General features: G+C 61.4%; 19 protein-coding genes. 14 read left to right on the plus strand and 5 right to left on the minus strand.

Translation table 11 applies throughout. The features are described 5' to 3' along the window. The first annotated feature begins 14 nt into the window (after positions 1–14). The 4 genes from metA to VWZ81_RS06305 are packed head-to-tail and all read left to right on the plus strand — an operon-like array spanning position 15 to position 3,466. A complete protein-coding gene (metA, locus tag VWZ81_RS06290; protein ID WP_340545472.1) occupies positions 15–932 on the plus strand; it encodes a homoserine O-acetyltransferase MetA in 918 nt (305 codons plus the stop codon). Next, positions 922–1,926 (plus strand): alpha/beta fold hydrolase, encoded by a 1,005-nt coding sequence (locus tag VWZ81_RS06295; protein WP_416538707.1) that lies wholly within the window; start codon positions 922–924, stop codon positions 1,924–1,926. Before metA ends, VWZ81_RS06295 begins: the two co-directional genes overlap by 11 nt. A gap of 60 nt (positions 1,927–1,986) precedes the next feature. Continuing rightward, positions 1,987–2,856, plus strand: coding sequence for a polyphosphate kinase 2 (ppk2, locus tag VWZ81_RS06300; RefSeq protein WP_416536008.1), 870 nt, complete (start codon positions 1,987–1,989; stop codon positions 2,854–2,856). Further along, positions 2,849–3,466: a TetR/AcrR family transcriptional regulator gene (locus VWZ81_RS06305; RefSeq protein ID WP_340545469.1), complete on the plus strand. Its 618-nt coding sequence runs from the start codon at positions 2,849–2,851 to the stop codon at positions 3,464–3,466. Before ppk2 ends, VWZ81_RS06305 begins: the two co-directional genes overlap by 8 nt. Positions 3,467–3,567: 101 nt before the next feature. On the opposite strand, the gene rpsI is transcribed toward VWZ81_RS06305, so the two are convergent. Both rpsI and rplM read right to left on the minus strand, forming a co-directional pair. Then, positions 3,568–4,053 carry a 30S ribosomal protein S9 gene (gene rpsI / locus VWZ81_RS06310; RefSeq protein WP_416536010.1) on the minus strand — a complete coding sequence of 162 codons (486 nt, stop codon included), beginning with the start codon at positions 4,051–4,053 and terminating at the stop codon, positions 3,568–3,570. A 5-nt stretch (positions 4,054–4,058) separates the two neighbouring features. Next, positions 4,059–4,517 (minus strand): 50S ribosomal protein L13, encoded by a 459-nt coding sequence (gene rplM / locus VWZ81_RS06315; RefSeq protein WP_260101830.1) that lies wholly within the window; start codon positions 4,515–4,517, stop codon positions 4,059–4,061. A 296-nt stretch (positions 4,518–4,813) separates the two neighbouring features. On the opposite strand from rplM, the gene VWZ81_RS06320 reads away from it, so the two are divergent. Continuing rightward, the gene (locus VWZ81_RS06320; RefSeq protein WP_340545468.1) at positions 4,814–5,338 is read left to right on the plus strand and encodes a hypothetical protein; all 525 of its coding nucleotides are present in this window, start codon (positions 4,814–4,816) and stop codon (positions 5,336–5,338) included. A 96-nt stretch (positions 5,339–5,434) separates the two neighbouring features. On the opposite strand, the gene VWZ81_RS06325 is transcribed toward VWZ81_RS06320, so the two are convergent. Then, positions 5,435–6,850, minus strand: a complete 1,416-nt coding sequence (locus VWZ81_RS06325; protein WP_416536012.1) for a PLP-dependent aminotransferase family protein — start codon at positions 6,848–6,850, stop codon at positions 5,435–5,437. Positions 6,851–6,941: 91 nt separating this feature from the next. Here VWZ81_RS06325 and VWZ81_RS06330 point away from each other — a divergent pair, with 91 nt between their 5' ends. The 4 genes from VWZ81_RS06330 (at position 6,942) to asd (ending at position 9,836) form a co-directional block, all read left to right on the plus strand. After that, positions 6,942–7,175 carry a DUF1127 domain-containing protein gene (locus VWZ81_RS06330; RefSeq protein WP_340545466.1) on the plus strand — a complete coding sequence of 78 codons (234 nt, stop codon included), beginning with the start codon at positions 6,942–6,944 and terminating at the stop codon, positions 7,173–7,175. A gap of 212 nt (positions 7,176–7,387) precedes the next feature. Beyond that, entirely contained in the window at positions 7,388–7,909 is a 522-nt protein-coding gene (gene speD / locus VWZ81_RS06335) for an adenosylmethionine decarboxylase (protein ID WP_340545465.1), read from the plus strand. Further along, positions 7,906–8,760 carry a polyamine aminopropyltransferase gene (gene speE / locus VWZ81_RS06340; protein ID WP_416542331.1) on the plus strand — a complete coding sequence of 285 codons (855 nt, stop codon included), beginning with the start codon at positions 7,906–7,908 and terminating at the stop codon, positions 8,758–8,760. The genes speD and speE overlap by 4 nt, the downstream gene beginning before the upstream one ends. Before the next feature lie 185 nt (positions 8,761–8,945). Next, a complete protein-coding gene (gene asd / locus VWZ81_RS06345; RefSeq protein WP_416542332.1) occupies positions 8,946–9,836 on the plus strand; it encodes an archaetidylserine decarboxylase in 891 nt (296 codons plus the stop codon). 3 nt (positions 9,837–9,839) lie between these two features. Here asd and VWZ81_RS06350 read toward each other — a convergent pair whose 3' ends face one another. Continuing rightward, positions 9,840–10,262: a PaaI family thioesterase gene (locus VWZ81_RS06350; protein ID WP_416538703.1), complete on the minus strand. Its 423-nt coding sequence runs from the start codon at positions 10,260–10,262 to the stop codon at positions 9,840–9,842. Positions 10,263–10,390: 128 nt separating this feature from the next. Here VWZ81_RS06350 and VWZ81_RS06355 point away from each other — a divergent pair, with 128 nt between their 5' ends. From VWZ81_RS06355 to gluQRS, 4 genes are all read left to right on the plus strand, one after another. Further along, positions 10,391–11,179 carry an enoyl-CoA hydratase gene (locus VWZ81_RS06355; RefSeq protein WP_340545461.1) on the plus strand — a complete coding sequence of 263 codons (789 nt, stop codon included), beginning with the start codon at positions 10,391–10,393 and terminating at the stop codon, positions 11,177–11,179. Positions 11,180–11,545: 366 nt separating this feature from the next. Then, on the plus strand, positions 11,546–12,889 hold the full coding sequence (gene trmFO, locus VWZ81_RS06360; protein WP_416536016.1) for a methylenetetrahydrofolate--tRNA-(uracil(54)-C(5))-methyltransferase (FADH(2)-oxidizing) TrmFO: 1,344 nt from the start codon (positions 11,546–11,548) through the stop codon (positions 12,887–12,889). Positions 12,890–12,922: 33 nt separating this feature from the next. Further along, positions 12,923–13,537 carry a class I SAM-dependent DNA methyltransferase gene (locus VWZ81_RS06365; protein ID WP_416542333.1) on the plus strand — a complete coding sequence of 205 codons (615 nt, stop codon included), beginning with the start codon at positions 12,923–12,925 and terminating at the stop codon, positions 13,535–13,537. After that, complete coding sequence (gene gluQRS, locus VWZ81_RS06370) at positions 13,534–14,409, plus strand: tRNA glutamyl-Q(34) synthetase GluQRS (protein WP_416542334.1); 876 nt, start codon at positions 13,534–13,536, stop codon at positions 14,407–14,409. The genes VWZ81_RS06365 and gluQRS overlap by 4 nt, the downstream gene beginning before the upstream one ends. A gap of 56 nt (positions 14,410–14,465) precedes the next feature. Here the strand turns inward: gluQRS and hisI are convergent, their stop codons facing one another. Next, positions 14,466–14,843 (minus strand): phosphoribosyl-AMP cyclohydrolase, encoded by a 378-nt coding sequence (gene hisI, locus VWZ81_RS06375; protein WP_416542335.1) that lies wholly within the window; start codon positions 14,841–14,843, stop codon positions 14,466–14,468. A 59-nt stretch (positions 14,844–14,902) separates the two neighbouring features. On the opposite strand from hisI, the gene VWZ81_RS06380 reads away from it, so the two are divergent. Further along, positions 14,903–15,355, plus strand: coding sequence for an iron-sulfur cluster assembly scaffold protein (locus tag VWZ81_RS06380; protein ID WP_416542336.1), 453 nt, complete (start codon positions 14,903–14,905; stop codon positions 15,353–15,355). The last annotated feature ends 105 nt before the right edge of the window (positions 15,356–15,460 follow it).

Here is a 15,460-nt window from a genome sequence, read left to right on the forward strand (position 1 = left end):
CCAAAGGACACGACATGCCGATCAAGATCCCTTCTGACCTGCCCGCCTATGACGTTCTCACGAACGAAGGCGTGATGGTCATGTCGCCGGATCAGGCGGCCCGTCAGGATATCCGTCCGCTGCGCATCGGCCTGCTCAACCTGATGCCGAAGAAGATCCAGACCGAGAACCAGTTTGCCCGGCTTATCGGCGCCACACCTTTGCAGATCGAGCTGTCCCTGATCCGCATGACCGAACATCAGACCCGCAACACCGCCGCAGAGCATATGGCGGAGTTCTACCGGCCGTTCCAGGAGATCAAGGACGAGCGTTTTGACGGTCTGATCATCACCGGCGCGCCGATCGAACATCTCGAGTTCGAGGATGTCACCTATTGGGATGAGCTGTGTGAGGTCTTTGACTGGACCCAGACCAATGTGCATTCCACCTTTGGTGTCTGCTGGGGCGGCATGGCGATGATCAACTATTTCCATGGAGTGAAGAAACACCTCTTGGATCACAAGGTCTTTGGCTGTTTCCGGCATCAGAACCTTGATCCCGCATCCCCCTATCTGCGGGGGTTTTCCGATGACTGCGTCATTCCCGTGTCGCGCTGGACCGAAATCCGCCAATCCGAAATTGATGCCCGACCCGGCCTGCGCAGCCTGCTGGGCAGCCCCGATGCCGGCCCCTGCCTCATTGAGGATCCCAGCCACCGTGCGCTCTATATCTTCAACCATTTCGAATACGACAGCGATACGCTGAAGCAGGAATATGATCGCGATATCGCCAGCGGCACGCCGATCAATATTCCGATGAACTACTACCCGGACGACGATCCCAGCCGCAAACCGCAGAACCGCTGGCGCAGCCACGCGCATCTTCTTTATGGCAACTGGATCAATGACATCTACCAGTCCACCCCGTTTGATATGGCGCAGATTGGGCGTTAAGCGCGTGCTGACAGCCGGTCTGATTCTGGCGCTTGCGGCTGGCGGAACGCTGTGGCGGGCCAAGGCTCGCGAGGCGGACGCCATCGCCGCCTATCCGCCGCTCGGCAGCTTTGTCACGGTTGATGGCCAGCAGCTGCACCTGCTTGATCTGGGGCAGCCGACACCCCGGCCCGACGGGCTGCCTGCGGATGCGGCAGCGCCGGATCTGGTGTTGATCCACGGCGCCAGCGGGCACATCCGCGATATGACCTTCCGGCTGGCCCCGGCCCTCAGCAGCCGCTTCCGGGTGATCATCGTGGATCGCCCCGGGCTGGGCTATAGCGATCCCACCGGTGGCGCGCAGGCGTCCCTCAGCAAGCAGGCCGCCATCATTCGCCAAGCGGTTGCCGCTCTGGGTGCAGAGCATCCCATCGTGCTGGGCCAGAGCTATGGCGGCGGTGTCGCCCTCGCCTGGGCGCTGGATGCGCCCGACAGCCTCTCGGCGCTGGTCACGGTCGGCGCGGTCTCCCATCCTTGGCGGACGCCGCTCAGCACCTTTTACAAGGTCACTTCCTCGCCGCTGGGCCAACGGCTGGCGGTGCCGCTGCTGACCGCCTATGTGCCCGAAAGCACCATTCGCGACACCCTGACCGAGGTCTTTGCGCCGCAGGCCGTGCCAGCGGGGTATTTCGAACATTTCGGCCCGGGGCTGACCCTGCGCCGCTCCGCGCTGCGGGCCAATGCCCGCCAGCGGGCCGACCTTCTGGCCGAAATCAGAGCGATGGCCCCCCGCTACGGCGATCTCAGCCTGCCCATTGAGGCGGTTCATGGCAGCGCCGACACCACGGTGGGGCTGGATCTGCACGCGCGCCAGCTGGAGCGCGATGTCCCCTCGCTGAACCTCACGGTGCTGGATGGCGTCGGCCATATGCCACATCAGGTGGCCACCGATGCGGTTGTGGCGGCAGTAGACCGGGCGGCGGCGCGGGCAGCTACGGCACGGAATTTGCGTTAAAACGATTCACATTTCGCCGCAAAGCCCCATATAAGGGACAGAAGACAGAAGGAATTTTCTATGCCCCTGCCCTTTGACGGTGCAATCAGCGCGTTCTACGAGACCAAGGCCCCAGAGGAAATCCGCGCCGCGATCAAAGCTTCGCAGAAGGATGACCTGCTGGATCCGGGCTTTCCCTATGACACGCGGATGAGCCGCAAGCGCTATGAGAAAGAGATGGCGCGGCTTCAGATCGAACTGGTCAAGATGCAGTCCTGGGTGCGTGAGACCGGGGCACGTGTCGCCATTCTCTTTGAAGGGCGAGACGCCGCTGGCAAGGGCGGCACCATCAAACGGTTTCGCGAAAACCTGAACCCGCGCGGGGCGCGGATCGTGGCGCTGTCAAAACCCAGCGAGCGGGAACAGACCCAGTGGTATTTCCAGCGCTATATCACCCATCTGCCCGCCGCAGGTGAGATCGTCTTCTTTGATCGCAGCTGGTACAATCGCGGCGTGGTCGAGCCGGTCTTCGGCTTTTGCACGGACGGTCAGCGCGAACGGTTCTTTGATCAGGTCAACGGCTTTGAGGAGGCGCTGGTCGAGGACGGGATTCAGCTGTTCAAGATCTGGCTCAACGTCGGACGCGCCGAACAGCTGCGGCGGTTCCTCTCGCGCGAGACCGATCCGCTGAAGCAGTGGAAACTCAGCCCGATCGACGTCAAAGGTCTGAGCCTCTGGCAGGAATACTCCACCGCCATTACGGATACGCTGACCCGTAGTCACACCGAGCACGCCCCCTGGACCATCGTGCGCTCCGACGACAAGCGCCGGGCCCGGCTGGCCGCCATTCGCCGGGTGCTGCACTCCGTCGATTACACCAACAAGGACGCCAAAGCGCTTGGCGATCTGGATGATTCCATCAGTGGCGGACCGGATCTCTGGGATGCCTAAGCGGGGGTATCACCACGGCAACCTGCGCCAGGCGCTGGTCGAAGCCGCACTGAAGCTGATCGAGGCCAAGGGCCCCACCGGCTTTACCCTGTCGGAGGCGGCCAAACAGGCCGGCGTCACCCCGGCCGCGGTCTATCGTCACTTCAACGGGCGCGAGGATCTGATCGCCGAGGCAGGCCGTCAGGGCTATGTGATGTTTGCCGATCTGATGCAGCACGCCTATGACAAATATCAACCTTCGGCCCTGGCAGCGTTTGAAGCGACGGGCCGGGCCTATCTCGCCTTTGCGCGCAAACATCCAGGCCATTACATCGCGATGTTCGAAAGCGGGATCTCCGTCAACCGCACGCCTGAGCTGGCCGAGGCCGCAAACCGCGCCCGCGCCATTCTGGAACGCGCCGCCGCAGATCTGAGCAAACATATCCCGGCCGAAAAACGCCCGCCCGCCTCGATGTTCTCGGCGCATGTTCTGGCGATGAGCCATGGCGTGGTGGAGCTCTATGCCCGGAACTCTCCCGGTGCGGCCTCCCCCTTCCCGCCCGAGGATCTGCTGGAGAGCGGCATCGGCATCTACCTGCGTGGGCTGGGCCTGATCGAACCGGACAGCTAAGACTGACCGCTGCGCAGGCTCAGGCAGCATTCGGACAATCCACACAAAGAAAAGGCCGCAGATTGCTCTGCGGCCTTTTCCAAATCCATGTGATCCAGCGATTAACGCTTGGAGAACTGGAACGAACGACGCGCTTTGCGGCGGCCGAATTTCTTACGCTCGACAACACGGCTGTCGCGGGTCAGGAAGCCTGCGGCTTTCAACGCGCCACGCAGCGACGGATCGTACAGCTGCAGTGCTTTGGAGATGCCGTGCTTGACCGCGCCGGCCTGACCGGAGAGGCCACCGCCCTTGACGGTTGCGTAGACGTCGAATTCGCCTTCGACACCGGCAACCTGGAACGGCTGGCGCAGGATCATCTGCAGCACGGGGCGTGCAAAATATGCGTTCAGCTCTTTACCGTTGACGGAGACCTTGCCGGAACCCGGCTTGATCCAGACGCGGGCAACCGCGTCTTTCCGCTTACCGGTGGCATAGGCACGGCCCAGCTCGTCGCGAACGGGTTCGCGCACGATGGTTTCTTCGGCTACGGTTTCTACGCCTGCAACGGCGCCGAGCTCTTCGAGAGTGTTGATCTGATCAGCCATCGGTCTCAGCTCCGGGTGTTTTTCTTGTTCATGGATTTGACATCCAGAACCTCGGGGGACTGGGCTTCATGCGGGTGCTCGGCACTTGCATAGATGCGCAGGTTGGTCATCTGCTGACGCGACAGACGGTTGCCGGGCAGCATCCGCTTGACGGCCTGATAGACAACGCGCTCAGGGTGGGCACCGTCCAGGATTTCCTGTTTGGTGCGGGATTTGATACCACCGGGATGGCCGGTGTGCCAGTAGAAGTGCTCTTCGCGCTTCTTGCCGGTCATCTGGATCTTGTCAGCGTTGATCACGATGACATTGTCGCCCATATCCATGTGAGGAGTGAAGGACGGCTTGTGCTTACCACGCAGGCGCATGGCGACGATCGAGGCAAGACGGCCCAGCACCACGCCTTCGGCGTCGATGATGATCCACTTCTTCTCGATGTCTGCCGGTGTAGCAGAGAAGGTTTTCATAGCAGGTCAATCCTGTTTGACGTGAAGGGCACCCCCAAAACGGCGCGCCCGAATTCGATGGACGGGGTTTACGGCAGGCCTGCGCATAGGTCAACACCCTGAAATCAGATTAAAATGTTTAAAAACAGTACCTTACAAAATAGGTATTATAATACCCCATATTTGAACACCCTCGGATACGCTCCTGCCCCGATCCAGACCGCATCTGTCGTCGCGGAACAGGTCGGGGCGCCTTTTCAGTCGGTGTTTCACACGCTAAAGCTGCAACGGAAAGACAAATTATAGGATCCTACTACATGTTTCGAAAACTTGCTCTGGTTGGCGCCCTGCCGCTGGCCCTTGGTGCCTGCATGCAAAACGCCGAAGTCACCGCTCCCCCGGTAACGGTCGCGCTCAAGAATCAAGGCTCAACAGCGCCGCGCGTTCAGGGCTACAAAGAGCTGACCTTCCGCACGCATGTCGTGCTGGACAAGGAAAAGATGAAGGCGACAGGCGGTCAGCCCAGCAGCGCCAACATGCGCGAAGTTGTAGGCGCCCGGTGCACCGTCGAAAGCGCCGAATTCAAGGCGACATTCATCACCCCGGCTCTCGTCAACGTTCCGGTGCTCAAACGCCGTCCGACCCCGGCCTATGTGCAATGCGACGCGGGCCAACAGTCCGGCCAGACCACGCTTAAACCTGAGCTGAACGGCACAGTGGTTGGCGGGGCCTCGGCAGCAGGTCTTCTGGCCGCTGCCATCACCGCTGGCATCGCTGCTGGTCGCGACAACTGGTCTTTTATCGGGAACCACACCTCGGGCGTGTCGATCCTGGTCGAATAAGCACCCCGGTCGATCACCGCTTACATATAAGGGGGGCCTGAGTGTTCAGGTCCCCTTTTCCTTTGCCAAACAGCCCGCCTCGAGCCGGGCAACAGTTCAGACGCTGATTTGCTCCGGTGGGTTGTCAAGCAGTGCGCGCAGCCGCAGCATTGCCTCCTCAAACCGTTTGGGCGTGACGTGGCCGTTCACCGCGATCCGCACCGCATTGGGCGCGCGGCCGTCGCGCAGGGCGAATTCATCAGCCGAGCGGATCTGAACCCCCTGCGCCTCTGCCGCGCGGGTGAACGCGGCCGAACGCCAGCCCGATGGCAGCCTTAACCACAGGAAGGGCACGCTATCCGACCAGACAAGTTCAAAACTGCCCAGAGCGTTGACGGCAATGCGGACATATTTGGCCATCTCTTTGCGGACATCGCGCACCAGCTGCGGCGTGCGGGGGTCGGACAGCAGGATACGGGTCAGCTCCGCCAGTGGCTGTGCGATTCCGAAATAACTGTATTCCGCCGTGCGCCGCAGATCGGCGCCACGCCCCTTGGGGGCGAGTGCGAACCCCACGCGCAGCGCCGGTGTTATCGTCTTGGAAAATGAGGTGACATGCCAACCCAGCTCAGGAGCAAGCACGCGGTAGCTTGGCGCACGCGCCTCCCCCATCCGGTAGCAGTCATCTTCTATGATCTGGACCTCGTGGCGCCGGGCGATCTCGACAATCTCCTTGCGACGCTCCAGCGGCGTATAAAGCCCGGTCGGATTATGCACCTCCGGACTGGTGCATAGAACGGTGGCGCCTGTCTTGCGAATGGCGAGTTCCAGTGAATCCGGCAGGATGCCCTTGTCATCCATCGCCACCCCCACAACGCGGGCGCGTGCCAGCTCTGCGGCGCGCCGAAACCCAGCATATGAGAGATCTTCGACCAGAATCGTCGGCTGCGGCCCCTCAAGCACGGTTTGCAGCACCGTCAGGATGCCGTTCTGCCCGCCGTGGGTCAGCACGACGTCATTCTGATGCACATTGCCCAGCAGCTCATCAGAGAGCCAATCGGCAACCACCTCGCGTACCGGTTCATAGGCATCGCGTGTGGGGTAGTTCAGGAATTGCAGCGGATCGCCCTGGGACACTTTCACCATCGCCTCGCGCAATGCCGCAACCTGACCAACATCCGCGAGGCGGGGACTGAACAGGCTGACGTGGCCGGGATTACTGGCCTCCAGCAGATGCAGCTGCCGCGACCAGACATCATCCAGCACTTTGGTTTCCGGTTCCGCCACAAAAGTCCCGCGCCCGACCTCCGCCTGCAACAGCCCGTCATCGGTCAGGAGCGAATAGGCCCGCGCCACCGTGCCGGGGGTGATCTTCAGCTGATAGGCCAGCTCCCGCACCGGCGGCAGCTTTGTACCGATACAAAGTGTGCCATCTTCAACCGCCGCGCGGATGGTATCAGCCACCCGTTGATATTTCGGCCCGGATCGCCCGGAAAGATCAGCCGGCAGCTCGTTTGGCCAAATTGTACCCATTACAATCCTTTCTTGGACAAGACGTCGCGCAAATTGTACCCATTGATTGTGATATAAACACAGGATTGTATCAATACAATAGGAAACTGCCATGACACAGAACGCAACACCCTCTTCGCCCGACATGATCTATCTTTCCAGCCGCCCCACCCTGCCGGTGCTGGCTGAGATCGCGGTCTCCTTTGCGGTTCTGGTCACCAAATGGACCGTGCGTCAGCGCACGCGACAGGCATTGCGTCAACTGCCGCCGGAACTGCTCAAAGATGTTGGGCTGACCCGCGAGGACGCCGAGTATCAAGGGACTCTTCCGTTCTGGCGCCCATGATCCCCGGGCAACGGAACCACCTGATGACCGGGGCTTGCCCCGGTCTTTTTTATGGCACGATGGTGTTCATTTTACAAAAAACCCCTTGATCGAATCCCGCCCCCACAATAGATGCCCCCTCACTTTCGGTACCGATCCCAACCCCGGACTCTTATCCGGGGGGGCGCTAAGGGCCGGCTGGATTGTCATCTACTGGAACGAAGGGGAGTGTCATGACGGACGCCAACCTCTTCCAACTGGGGATCGGTCTGGAGACAGGCGCCCAAGAGGAAGATACCGCCCGCAGTGCAACCACTGCGATCGTAAACTCACTTGTGGATTCGGATCGCGAAGACCATTTCATCCGTCGGGATGGAAAGGTATTTGCCGGAACCCATCTCATTATCGAGGTCATGAACGGCAGCGGTCTGGATTGCGAAACCCGCATTCAGAACGCCTTCCGCAAATGTGTCGAGGTCTGCGGCGCGACGCTGCTGCACATCCATACGCATAAATTCTCGCCGCAAGGCGTCTCCGGCGTGGCCGTTCTGGCCGAAAGCCATATCTCCGTCCACACCTGGCCCGAGATCGGCTATGGCGCCTTTGACGTCTTCATGTGCGGCGATGCCGAGCCCTGGAAAGCGGTTGACGTGCTGAAAGAAGCCTTCGACACGCCGACGGTTGCGGTGCGTGAACTGCTGCGCGGCGAGGAGTTCCTGGCAAAGGGCATCCTGACCAAGGAAGTGGCGGCATGAGTGATCACACCTGGATCACCGAAGGCCTGCACGCCCATTACGCCCAGCGTTTGCGCGTCGATGAGATGCTCTATGACAGCAATACCGAGCACCAGCGTCTGAAGGTGTTTCAGAACGGCCAGTTTGGCCGCGTTCTGACGCTGGACGACGTGGTGCAGACCACCGAAGGCGATAACTTCATCTACCACGAGATGCTGACCCACGTGCCGATTCTGGCCCATGGCAATGCAAAACGGGTGCTGATCATCGGTGGCGGCGATGGCGGCATGGCGCGCGAAGCGCTGCGCCACGCATCGGTCGAGCATGTCACCATGGTTGAAATCGACGGCGGTGTGGTGGAATTCTCCAAAGAATACCTGCCGATGCTGAGCGATGGCGCCTTTGATGATGCCCGCCTCAATCTGGTGATCAACGATGGTGCGCTCTTCATGAAAGAGAACACCGAGAAATTCGATGTGATCATCGTCGATTCAACCGACCCGATCGGCCCCGGCGAGGTGCTGTTCACCGATACTTTCTATGGCCACGCAGCCCGTTCGCTGACTGAGGATGGCATCATCGTGACGCAGAATGGCGTGCCCTTCATGCAGGGCGATGAGCTGACCGGCACCCTGCGGGCGTTTCAGGCGCTGTTTGCGGATGCCTCCTGCTATCTGGCGACCGTGCCGACCTATGCGGGTGGCCCGATGGCGTTCGGCTGGGGCAGCCATTCGGACAAGGCGCGCAGCGTGAGCCTTGCGGATCTGGAGGCACGTTTTGCCGCCGCGGGGATCGACACCGGCTATTACAACCCGGAGGTTCACAAGGCCGCATTCGCCTTGCCGAACTATGTGAAGAAGCTGTTCCCGTAAGGGGCAGGCATCTGGGGGCTTCGGCCCCCTTTTTCGTTGCTCTCCTGGCAAAAAATCACGTCGCACGGACACCGGACCTTTGGGCCGTGGCGGCCTGCCCGTCGCCTTGCGCTCCAAATCCCCCTTGGCGTGACTGCCGCTTCTTGCTAGGCGCGGCGGGAGCGAAACAAAATCTGGCAGGCCCCATGCAGCGCGACCCTATCCTAGTTGTTGACCGCGACACCGGAGACACCTTTGAAGAGGTCGTTCTGGGTGAAAAATGGATCCGCTGGGCCTATCAGAACGCCAGCGCAAAACCGGTGGAAAAACTGTTGTTCCGCTCCGCCCTGATCAGCCGCCTGATGGGAGCATGGTTTGATTCGTCCCTCTCCAGAGGGAAGATCCAGACCGTGGTCGACGATCTTGCCGTCGACATGAGCGAGGCGACGGAACCGACGGAAAACTATGCAACTTTCAACGCCTTCTTTGCCCGCCACCTGAGGCCGGAGGCACGCCCCTACAGCGACGATCCCAGCGAAATCGTCAGCCCCGCCGATGGTCGGGTGCTGGTCTTTCCCGAGCTGGCGGAGGATGTCTTTGTCCCCGTAAAGGGGCATCCGATGTCGGTGCGGACGATGCTGCCCGGAATTGCGGATCGGTTTATCGGGGGCGCGCTGGCCATCGTCCGGCTCTGCCCTGCGGATTACCACCGCTACCACTTCCCCGCCGCCGGTCGCATTGCCGCCGCGCAGGATATTCCGGGCGCACTGCATTCGGTGAACCCCATCGCGCTTGGCGCAGGTCCGGATGTCTTTGGCGAGAACAAACGCAGCTGGACCCTGATCGACACAGACACCATTGGCAGCTACGCCTTTGTCGAAGTGGGCGCCTTTGGCGTTGGCTCCATCGTCAACACCCGCACCTCGGGCGCGGTGCAGAAGATGGACGAAAAGGGCTATTTCAAATTCGGCGGTTCCACCGTTGTGGTGGTGTTTGAACCGGGCCGCGTGCAGTTCAGTGACGATCTGGTCACCAATAGCGCCAGGGGGCGCGAAACCCTGGTGAAAGTTGGCCAGCCGCTGGCCACTGCGCGCTAGGTCCTACCGGTCTGGCGGGATGGCATAGGTCATGGTGGAGCGGGCCACCGGACGCGGATCCCCTTCGGAGAATAACAGCACATCGCCCACCGCCAGCTGACGTCCCAGTTTCAGCAGCTTGCCTTCGGCAATCAGGGGCGTGCCGCCTGCCGGTTTGCGCATGAAGTCGAACGAGGCATTGGTGGTCACCGCCAGCGCCTTGCGCCCCAGCCGCGACAGAACCAGCGCATAGATGGTGACATCGGCCAGACCAAACATCGACGGTCCTGAAACGGTCCCACCGGGGCGCAGGTGACGCTCATCCACCAGAAGCCGCATCGTGATCCCGTCCTCATCCAGCCGGTCAATCACAAAATCATTGGCCACCTCTGCAAACACCTCATGCAGATAAGCTCCCAACCCTGCGGCATCAAACGCCAAGCCCATGCTGTCTCTCTCCCTCACTGTTGCCGGTTCCCTGCGAGCCGATGTCGCATGGGGTGGCGGCGCAATACCGGTTCCCCCCTAAGTGCAACATGTTCTAACGTTGGCCTTAATCCGGGGAGGGACACAAGATGACAATTTTGGAACGTCACGACAGCAACGGCATCGCCACGCTCCATCTCAACGCGCCCGAGCGGCTGAATGCGCTGTCGGACGGGATGCTGGCCGCACTTCAGGGGCAGATCGACAGCCTGCGCGACGACGACGAAACCCGCGTCGTCATCCTCGCCGGACGGGGCAAGGCGTTCTGCGCGGGCCATGATCTGCGTGAAATGACCGCCGGGCGGCAGGCCGAGGATGGCGGACAGGCCTATTTCGCCGACCTCTTTGCCCGCTGCACCGAGGTGATGCTGGGCCTGCAACAGATCCCGCAGCCGGTAATCGCACAAGTCCACGGTATTGCCACCGCAGCCGGCTGCCAGCTGGTGGCCTCCTGCGATATGGCCGTCGCCGCCGAGGGCACACGCTTTGGCGTCAATGGCGTCAATATCGGCCTGTTCTGCTCCACTCCCATGGTGGCGCTGACCCGGAATATCTCGCGCAAACATGCCTTTGAAATGCTGACCACCGGCGATTTCATTGACGCCACCCGCGCCGAGGAACTGGGGCTGATCAACCGCATCGCCGCAGCTGAGGATCTGACCGAGACCACAAATGCCCTCGCCCAAACCGTGGCAAGCAAACTCGGCGCCGCCGTCAAGATCGGCAAACGCGCGTTTTATGACCAGCTTCAGCTGCCCACGGCCGATGCCTATGCCCACACCGGCGCCGTCATGGTCGAAAACCTGATGCTGCGCGACACGGTCGAAGGTATTGATGCCTTTCTGGAAAAACGCGACCCGGACTGGAAAAATCGCTGATCTGCTCAAAAAATCTAAAAGACATCGAAAATTTTAGTCTTTGTTTACGATTGGTGATTTATTGTTTCCATGTCAGGTCTTTCAAACAAGGCAAGATCATGGCAAAGATTGGGCAGGGCTTGTGAGACATGGTCACGAACCCCAGCACAATTAGGGTCGCTGATGCGGACCGTCCCTCCACCGGGTCTCTCCCCCGGCCAGACAGTTCCCCAGCGACCCCAATACCCCTCCCGCTCAGACCAGTCGACATATCCACTGCTTGCGACAGGCTCGCTCGGCCCAAAAAGCACCAGTTTTTCGTGCCGATCTGCACAAGCCGCACCGCGCAATATTGCGTGACGGCCCCAGCTGCCCTATGTGGCGGGCATGACAAAAACATTGCATATCGTGGGCGGCGGCATGGCCGGCTCAGAGGCCGCATGGCAGGCCGCACATATGGGCGTAGAGGTGGTGATCCACGAAATGCGCCCAAAGGTGGAAACCTTTGCCCATCAGACCGGCAATCTGGGCGAGATGGTCTGCTCCAACTCTTTCCGCTCAGACGATGACGAGCAGAACGCCGTGGGCCTCCTGCATTGGGAGATGCGCGCAGCCAACGGGCTGATCATGTCCACCGCCGAACAACACCGCCTGCCCGCCGGCGGCGCACTGGCGGTGGACCGCGAGCCTTTTGCCGAAACCGTCACCGCGCGGCTGAAGGCGCTGCCGAATGTCACCGTTTCCTATGAGGAAATCACCGAGCTGCCCGCCGATGGCCACTGGATCTTTGCCACCGGCCCGCTGACTTCGCCTGAACTCGGCAAGGCCATTCAACGTGAGACCGGCGCCGAGGCGCTGGCCTTCTTCGACGCCATCGCCCCGATCATCTACGCCGACAGCATCGACATGTCGCAGGCCTGGATGCAGTCGCGCTACGACAAAGGTGAGACCGAAGAAGAGCGCACCGCCTATCTCAACTGTCCGATGGACAAGGATCAGTATGAAGCGTTCATCGACGCGCTGCTGGCCGCCGACAAGACCGAATTCCACGAGGGTGAGACCGCAGGCTATTTTGATGGCTGCCTGCCGATCGAGGTGATGGCCGAACGCGGCCGTGAAACCCTGCGCCATGGCCCGATGAAACCGGTGGGGCTGACCAACCCGCACCAGCCGGAGGTCAAGGCGCACGCGGTGGTCCAGCTGCGGCGCGACAATGCGCTGGGAACGCTGTTCAACATCGTCGGCTTCCAGACCAAGATGAAATACGGCGCCCAGACAGAAGTGCTGCGGATGATTCCGGGGCTGGAAAACGCCAGCTTTGCCCGCCTCGGCGGCATCCATCGCAACACATTCCTGAACTCCCCCACCCTGCTCGACGCGCAGATGCGGCTGAAATCAAAACCGCACCTGCGGTTTGCCGGCCAGATCACCGGGGTCGAAGGCTATGTGGAAAGCGCCGCCATGGGCCTGCTGGCCGGCCGTATGGCCGCTGCCGAAATCCTTGGTCAGGAGCTGCCAGAGGTGCCGCAGGACAGCGCCATGGGCGCCCTGATCCATCACATCACCGGCGGCGCTGAGGCCAAGACCTTCCAGCCGATGAATGTGAACTTCGGCCTGTTCCGCCCGGTCGATGGTCTCAAAGGCGGCCGCCGTGGCCGCAAGGACCGCTACAAGGCCTATACCGACCGGGCCAAAGCCGCGTGGCAGGACTGGCTTGGCAACTTTTCCTAGACGCTTCGGGCGGCGAAGGCATAAACTGTCGTCATGAGCAAAAAGTTCCTCGACAAATCCTATGACCTGGAAACACCGGAAGCGACCCTGGCGCATTACGACCAATGGGCCGCTTCCTACGATGCCGAAATCGCCGAGAACGGTTACGCGACGCCGGGACGGATTGCCTTGGCGCTGGCGAAATTCCAATCGGACATGAGCGAACCCGTTCTGGATTTTGGCTGCGGCACCGGCTTGTCAGGTCTGGCACTGCGCCTCCAGGGGTTTGATACCGTCGACGGGATGGAGCCCTCCGCCCGGATGCTGGAGCAGGCCCGTGCCAAAGACGCCTACCGCCAACTGACGCAGATCGACGCCGCCGACCGCCAGCCGATCCCCAAGGGCGCTTATCGTCTGATCACCGGCTGTGGCGTTCTGGGCACCGGTGCCGCTCCGCCTGCGGTCTTCGACAGCATCCTGCACGCCCTGCCGCGCGGCGGCCTCTTTGCCTTTTCCTACAATGATCACGCACTGGAGGATCCCGCCTATACCGGCAAGCTCAACGAATGGCTGGATTGTTCGGCGGCACGGCTGCTGTTTCGGGAACACGGTGACCACCTGCCCGGAATCAACCTGAAGTCCACCGTTTATGTGATTGAGAAAGCGTGACATTCGCAACCCGATTTGCGCCATCCCCAACCGGACCGCTGCACCTCGGCCACGCCTATTCGGCGCTTCTGGCACATGATATGGCGCGGGCAGCGGAGGGCATTTTCCTGCTGCGCATCGAAGATATCGACCAATCCCGCTCCCGGCCCAGCTGGGAGGCGCAGATCTATGACGACCTGCATTGGCTCGGCCTCCGCTGGCCGCAACCGGTGATGCGCCAGTCCGAACGGCTGCCACGCTATCGCGCCGCGCTGGATCAGCTTGCGGCAATGGGACTCACCTATCCCTGCCGCTGCAACCGCGCCGATATCGAGGCCGCCGCAGGCGCGCCGCAAGAAGGCGTACCGCAATTCGGCCCCGACGGGCGCATCTATCCGGGCAGCTGCCGCAGCCGCGCAATGGCCGACGCCGCACCGCAGGACGTGATACGGCTCAACATGGCAAAAGCGCTGGATGCGGCCAGCCTGCGCAGCTTCTCGGAAACCGGCCTATCCCATCAGGGCCGGCATCGGCTGAACCCCGATCAGCTGCTTACCGCGGTCGGCGATATTATCCTCGTCCGCCGCGGCATGGGCAGCGCCTACCACCTCTCCGTAGTGGTCGATGATGCCGATCAGCAGATCACCCATGTCGTGCGAGGAGAGGATCTGTTCGAGGCTACGCAGATCCACGTGCTGCTCCAGGCACTGCTCGGCCTGCCGACACCCATCTACCACCACCACGGGCTGATCCGCGACGATCAGGGCAAGCGACTTGCCAAGCGCGACGATGCCCGTGCCCTCGCCAAATACCGCGCCGAAGGCGTCAGCCCGTCGCAGATCCGCGCCATGGTCGGCTGCGCTGCGGTGCCCGAACAGACATCTTCTGGCTAGAAATATCCCCGCCGGAGGCACGGCCCGCACCGGGCCGTCCCCTCAGCCGGTTGCTGTCAGACAATCGGCGCCATCAGCTCGACCTCATCGCCATCGCGAAGGGCCGTATAAAAACAGCTGCGCCGGTTGGTGTGGCAGGCAGGCCCGGTCTGACGCACCACCGCCAGCAGGCAATCGCGATCGCAATCCACGCGCAGATCGACCAGTTCCTGCACATGTCCCGAGCTTTCGCCCTTGACCCAGAATGCCTGCCGCGACCGCGACCAATAGGTGACCCGGCCACTGTCCAGCGTCTGTCTCACCGCATCGGCATTCATCCAGGCCATCATCAGGACCTCGCCGCTGCCCTCCTGCTGCGCGATGCAGGGGATCAACCCGGCCTCATTGTACTTTAGGCTAAGAGGATCAAACGACATGGCAAAAACCTTTTGCATCTGGAGACTGGCTCCCTATGTATTGGGAACAGCACGTAAGGGAAAGCCCGAGGTATCCGATGTCCGGCGAGACTGATCTGATAAAACTCTACTCTGCACGGATCCTGGCCCTGGCCGCCGATATCCCGCATCTGGATCGTCTCGACGCCCCGGATGTTACGGTTAAAAAACGCTCGCCCCTGTGCGGCTCGACCGTGACCGTCGATCTTCGGATCGAGGATGGCGCGATTGTCGGATTTGGTCAGGACGTCAAAGCCTGTGCGCTTGGCCAGGCCTCGGCGGCGGTTGTCGGCGAGGTCATCCTGGGTCGCACCCTGCCCGAGGTTGAGCGTGCCCGCCAGCAGCTGAAGGCCATGCTGACCGAAGATGGCCCGGTTCCGGAGGCGCCGTTTGACGGGTTCGAAGTCCTGATCCCCGCCCGCGAGTTCAAGAACCGCCACGCCTCGATCATGCTGGCGCTCGATGCCACCTATGAGGCTATGCAGACCCATCAGGAACAGAGCTGCGCCTGATGGCCGCCTGCCGATCCAGCGTTACAAGTTCAACACGTTGGATCAGTCGCTCACGCCAATAAGGCAGATCCGCAGTCATGATCCAAGGCCGCCATCTCAGCCGCC

Origin of the sequence: Phaeobacter sp. JH20_34 (genome assembly GCF_048056095.1) — a bacterium.
Classification (GTDB): domain Bacteria; phylum Pseudomonadota; class Alphaproteobacteria; order Rhodobacterales; family Rhodobacteraceae; genus Phaeobacter; species Phaeobacter bryozoorum.

Bases quoted from the DNA above. Each gene is read 5' to 3' on its own strand.
- metA (WP_340545472.1), top strand. From the start codon at position 15: ATGCCGATCAAGATCCCTTCTGACCTGCCCGCCTATGACGTTCTCACG.
- hisI (WP_416542335.1), bottom strand. From the start codon at position 14,843: ATGCAAAAGGTTTTTGCCATGTCGTTTGATCCTCTTAGCCTAAAGTAC.
- VWZ81_RS06330 (WP_340545466.1), top strand. From the start codon at position 6,942: ATGACACAGAACGCAACACCCTCTTCGCCCGACATGATCTATCTTTCC.
- VWZ81_RS06350 (WP_416538703.1), bottom strand. From the start codon at position 10,262: ATGGGCTTGGCGTTTGATGCCGCAGGGTTGGGAGCTTATCTGCATGAG.
- VWZ81_RS06380 (WP_416542336.1), top strand. From the start codon at position 14,903: ATGTCCGGCGAGACTGATCTGATAAAACTCTACTCTGCACGGATCCTG.
- speE (WP_416542331.1), top strand. From the start codon at position 7,906: ATGAGTGATCACACCTGGATCACCGAAGGCCTGCACGCCCATTACGCC.
- VWZ81_RS06365 (WP_416542333.1), top strand. From the start codon at position 12,923: ATGAGCAAAAAGTTCCTCGACAAATCCTATGACCTGGAAACACCGGAA.
- VWZ81_RS06320 (WP_340545468.1), top strand. From the start codon at position 4,814: ATGTTTCGAAAACTTGCTCTGGTTGGCGCCCTGCCGCTGGCCCTTGGT.
- trmFO (WP_416536016.1), top strand. From the start codon at position 11,546: ATGACAAAAACATTGCATATCGTGGGCGGCGGCATGGCCGGCTCAGAG.
- speD (WP_340545465.1), top strand. From the start codon at position 7,388: ATGACGGACGCCAACCTCTTCCAACTGGGGATCGGTCTGGAGACAGGC.
- VWZ81_RS06305 (WP_340545469.1), top strand. From the start codon at position 2,849: ATGCCTAAGCGGGGGTATCACCACGGCAACCTGCGCCAGGCGCTGGTC.
- rplM (WP_260101830.1), bottom strand. From the start codon at position 4,517: ATGAAAACCTTCTCTGCTACACCGGCAGACATCGAGAAGAAGTGGATC.
- ppk2 (WP_416536008.1), top strand. From the start codon at position 1,987: ATGCCCCTGCCCTTTGACGGTGCAATCAGCGCGTTCTACGAGACCAAG.
- VWZ81_RS06325 (WP_416536012.1), bottom strand. From the start codon at position 6,850: ATGGGTACAATTTGGCCAAACGAGCTGCCGGCTGATCTTTCCGGGCGA.
- asd (WP_416542332.1), top strand. From the start codon at position 8,946: ATGCAGCGCGACCCTATCCTAGTTGTTGACCGCGACACCGGAGACACC.
- rpsI (WP_416536010.1), bottom strand. From the start codon at position 4,053: ATGGCTGATCAGATCAACACTCTCGAAGAGCTCGGCGCCGTTGCAGGC.
- VWZ81_RS06355 (WP_340545461.1), top strand. From the start codon at position 10,391: ATGACAATTTTGGAACGTCACGACAGCAACGGCATCGCCACGCTCCAT.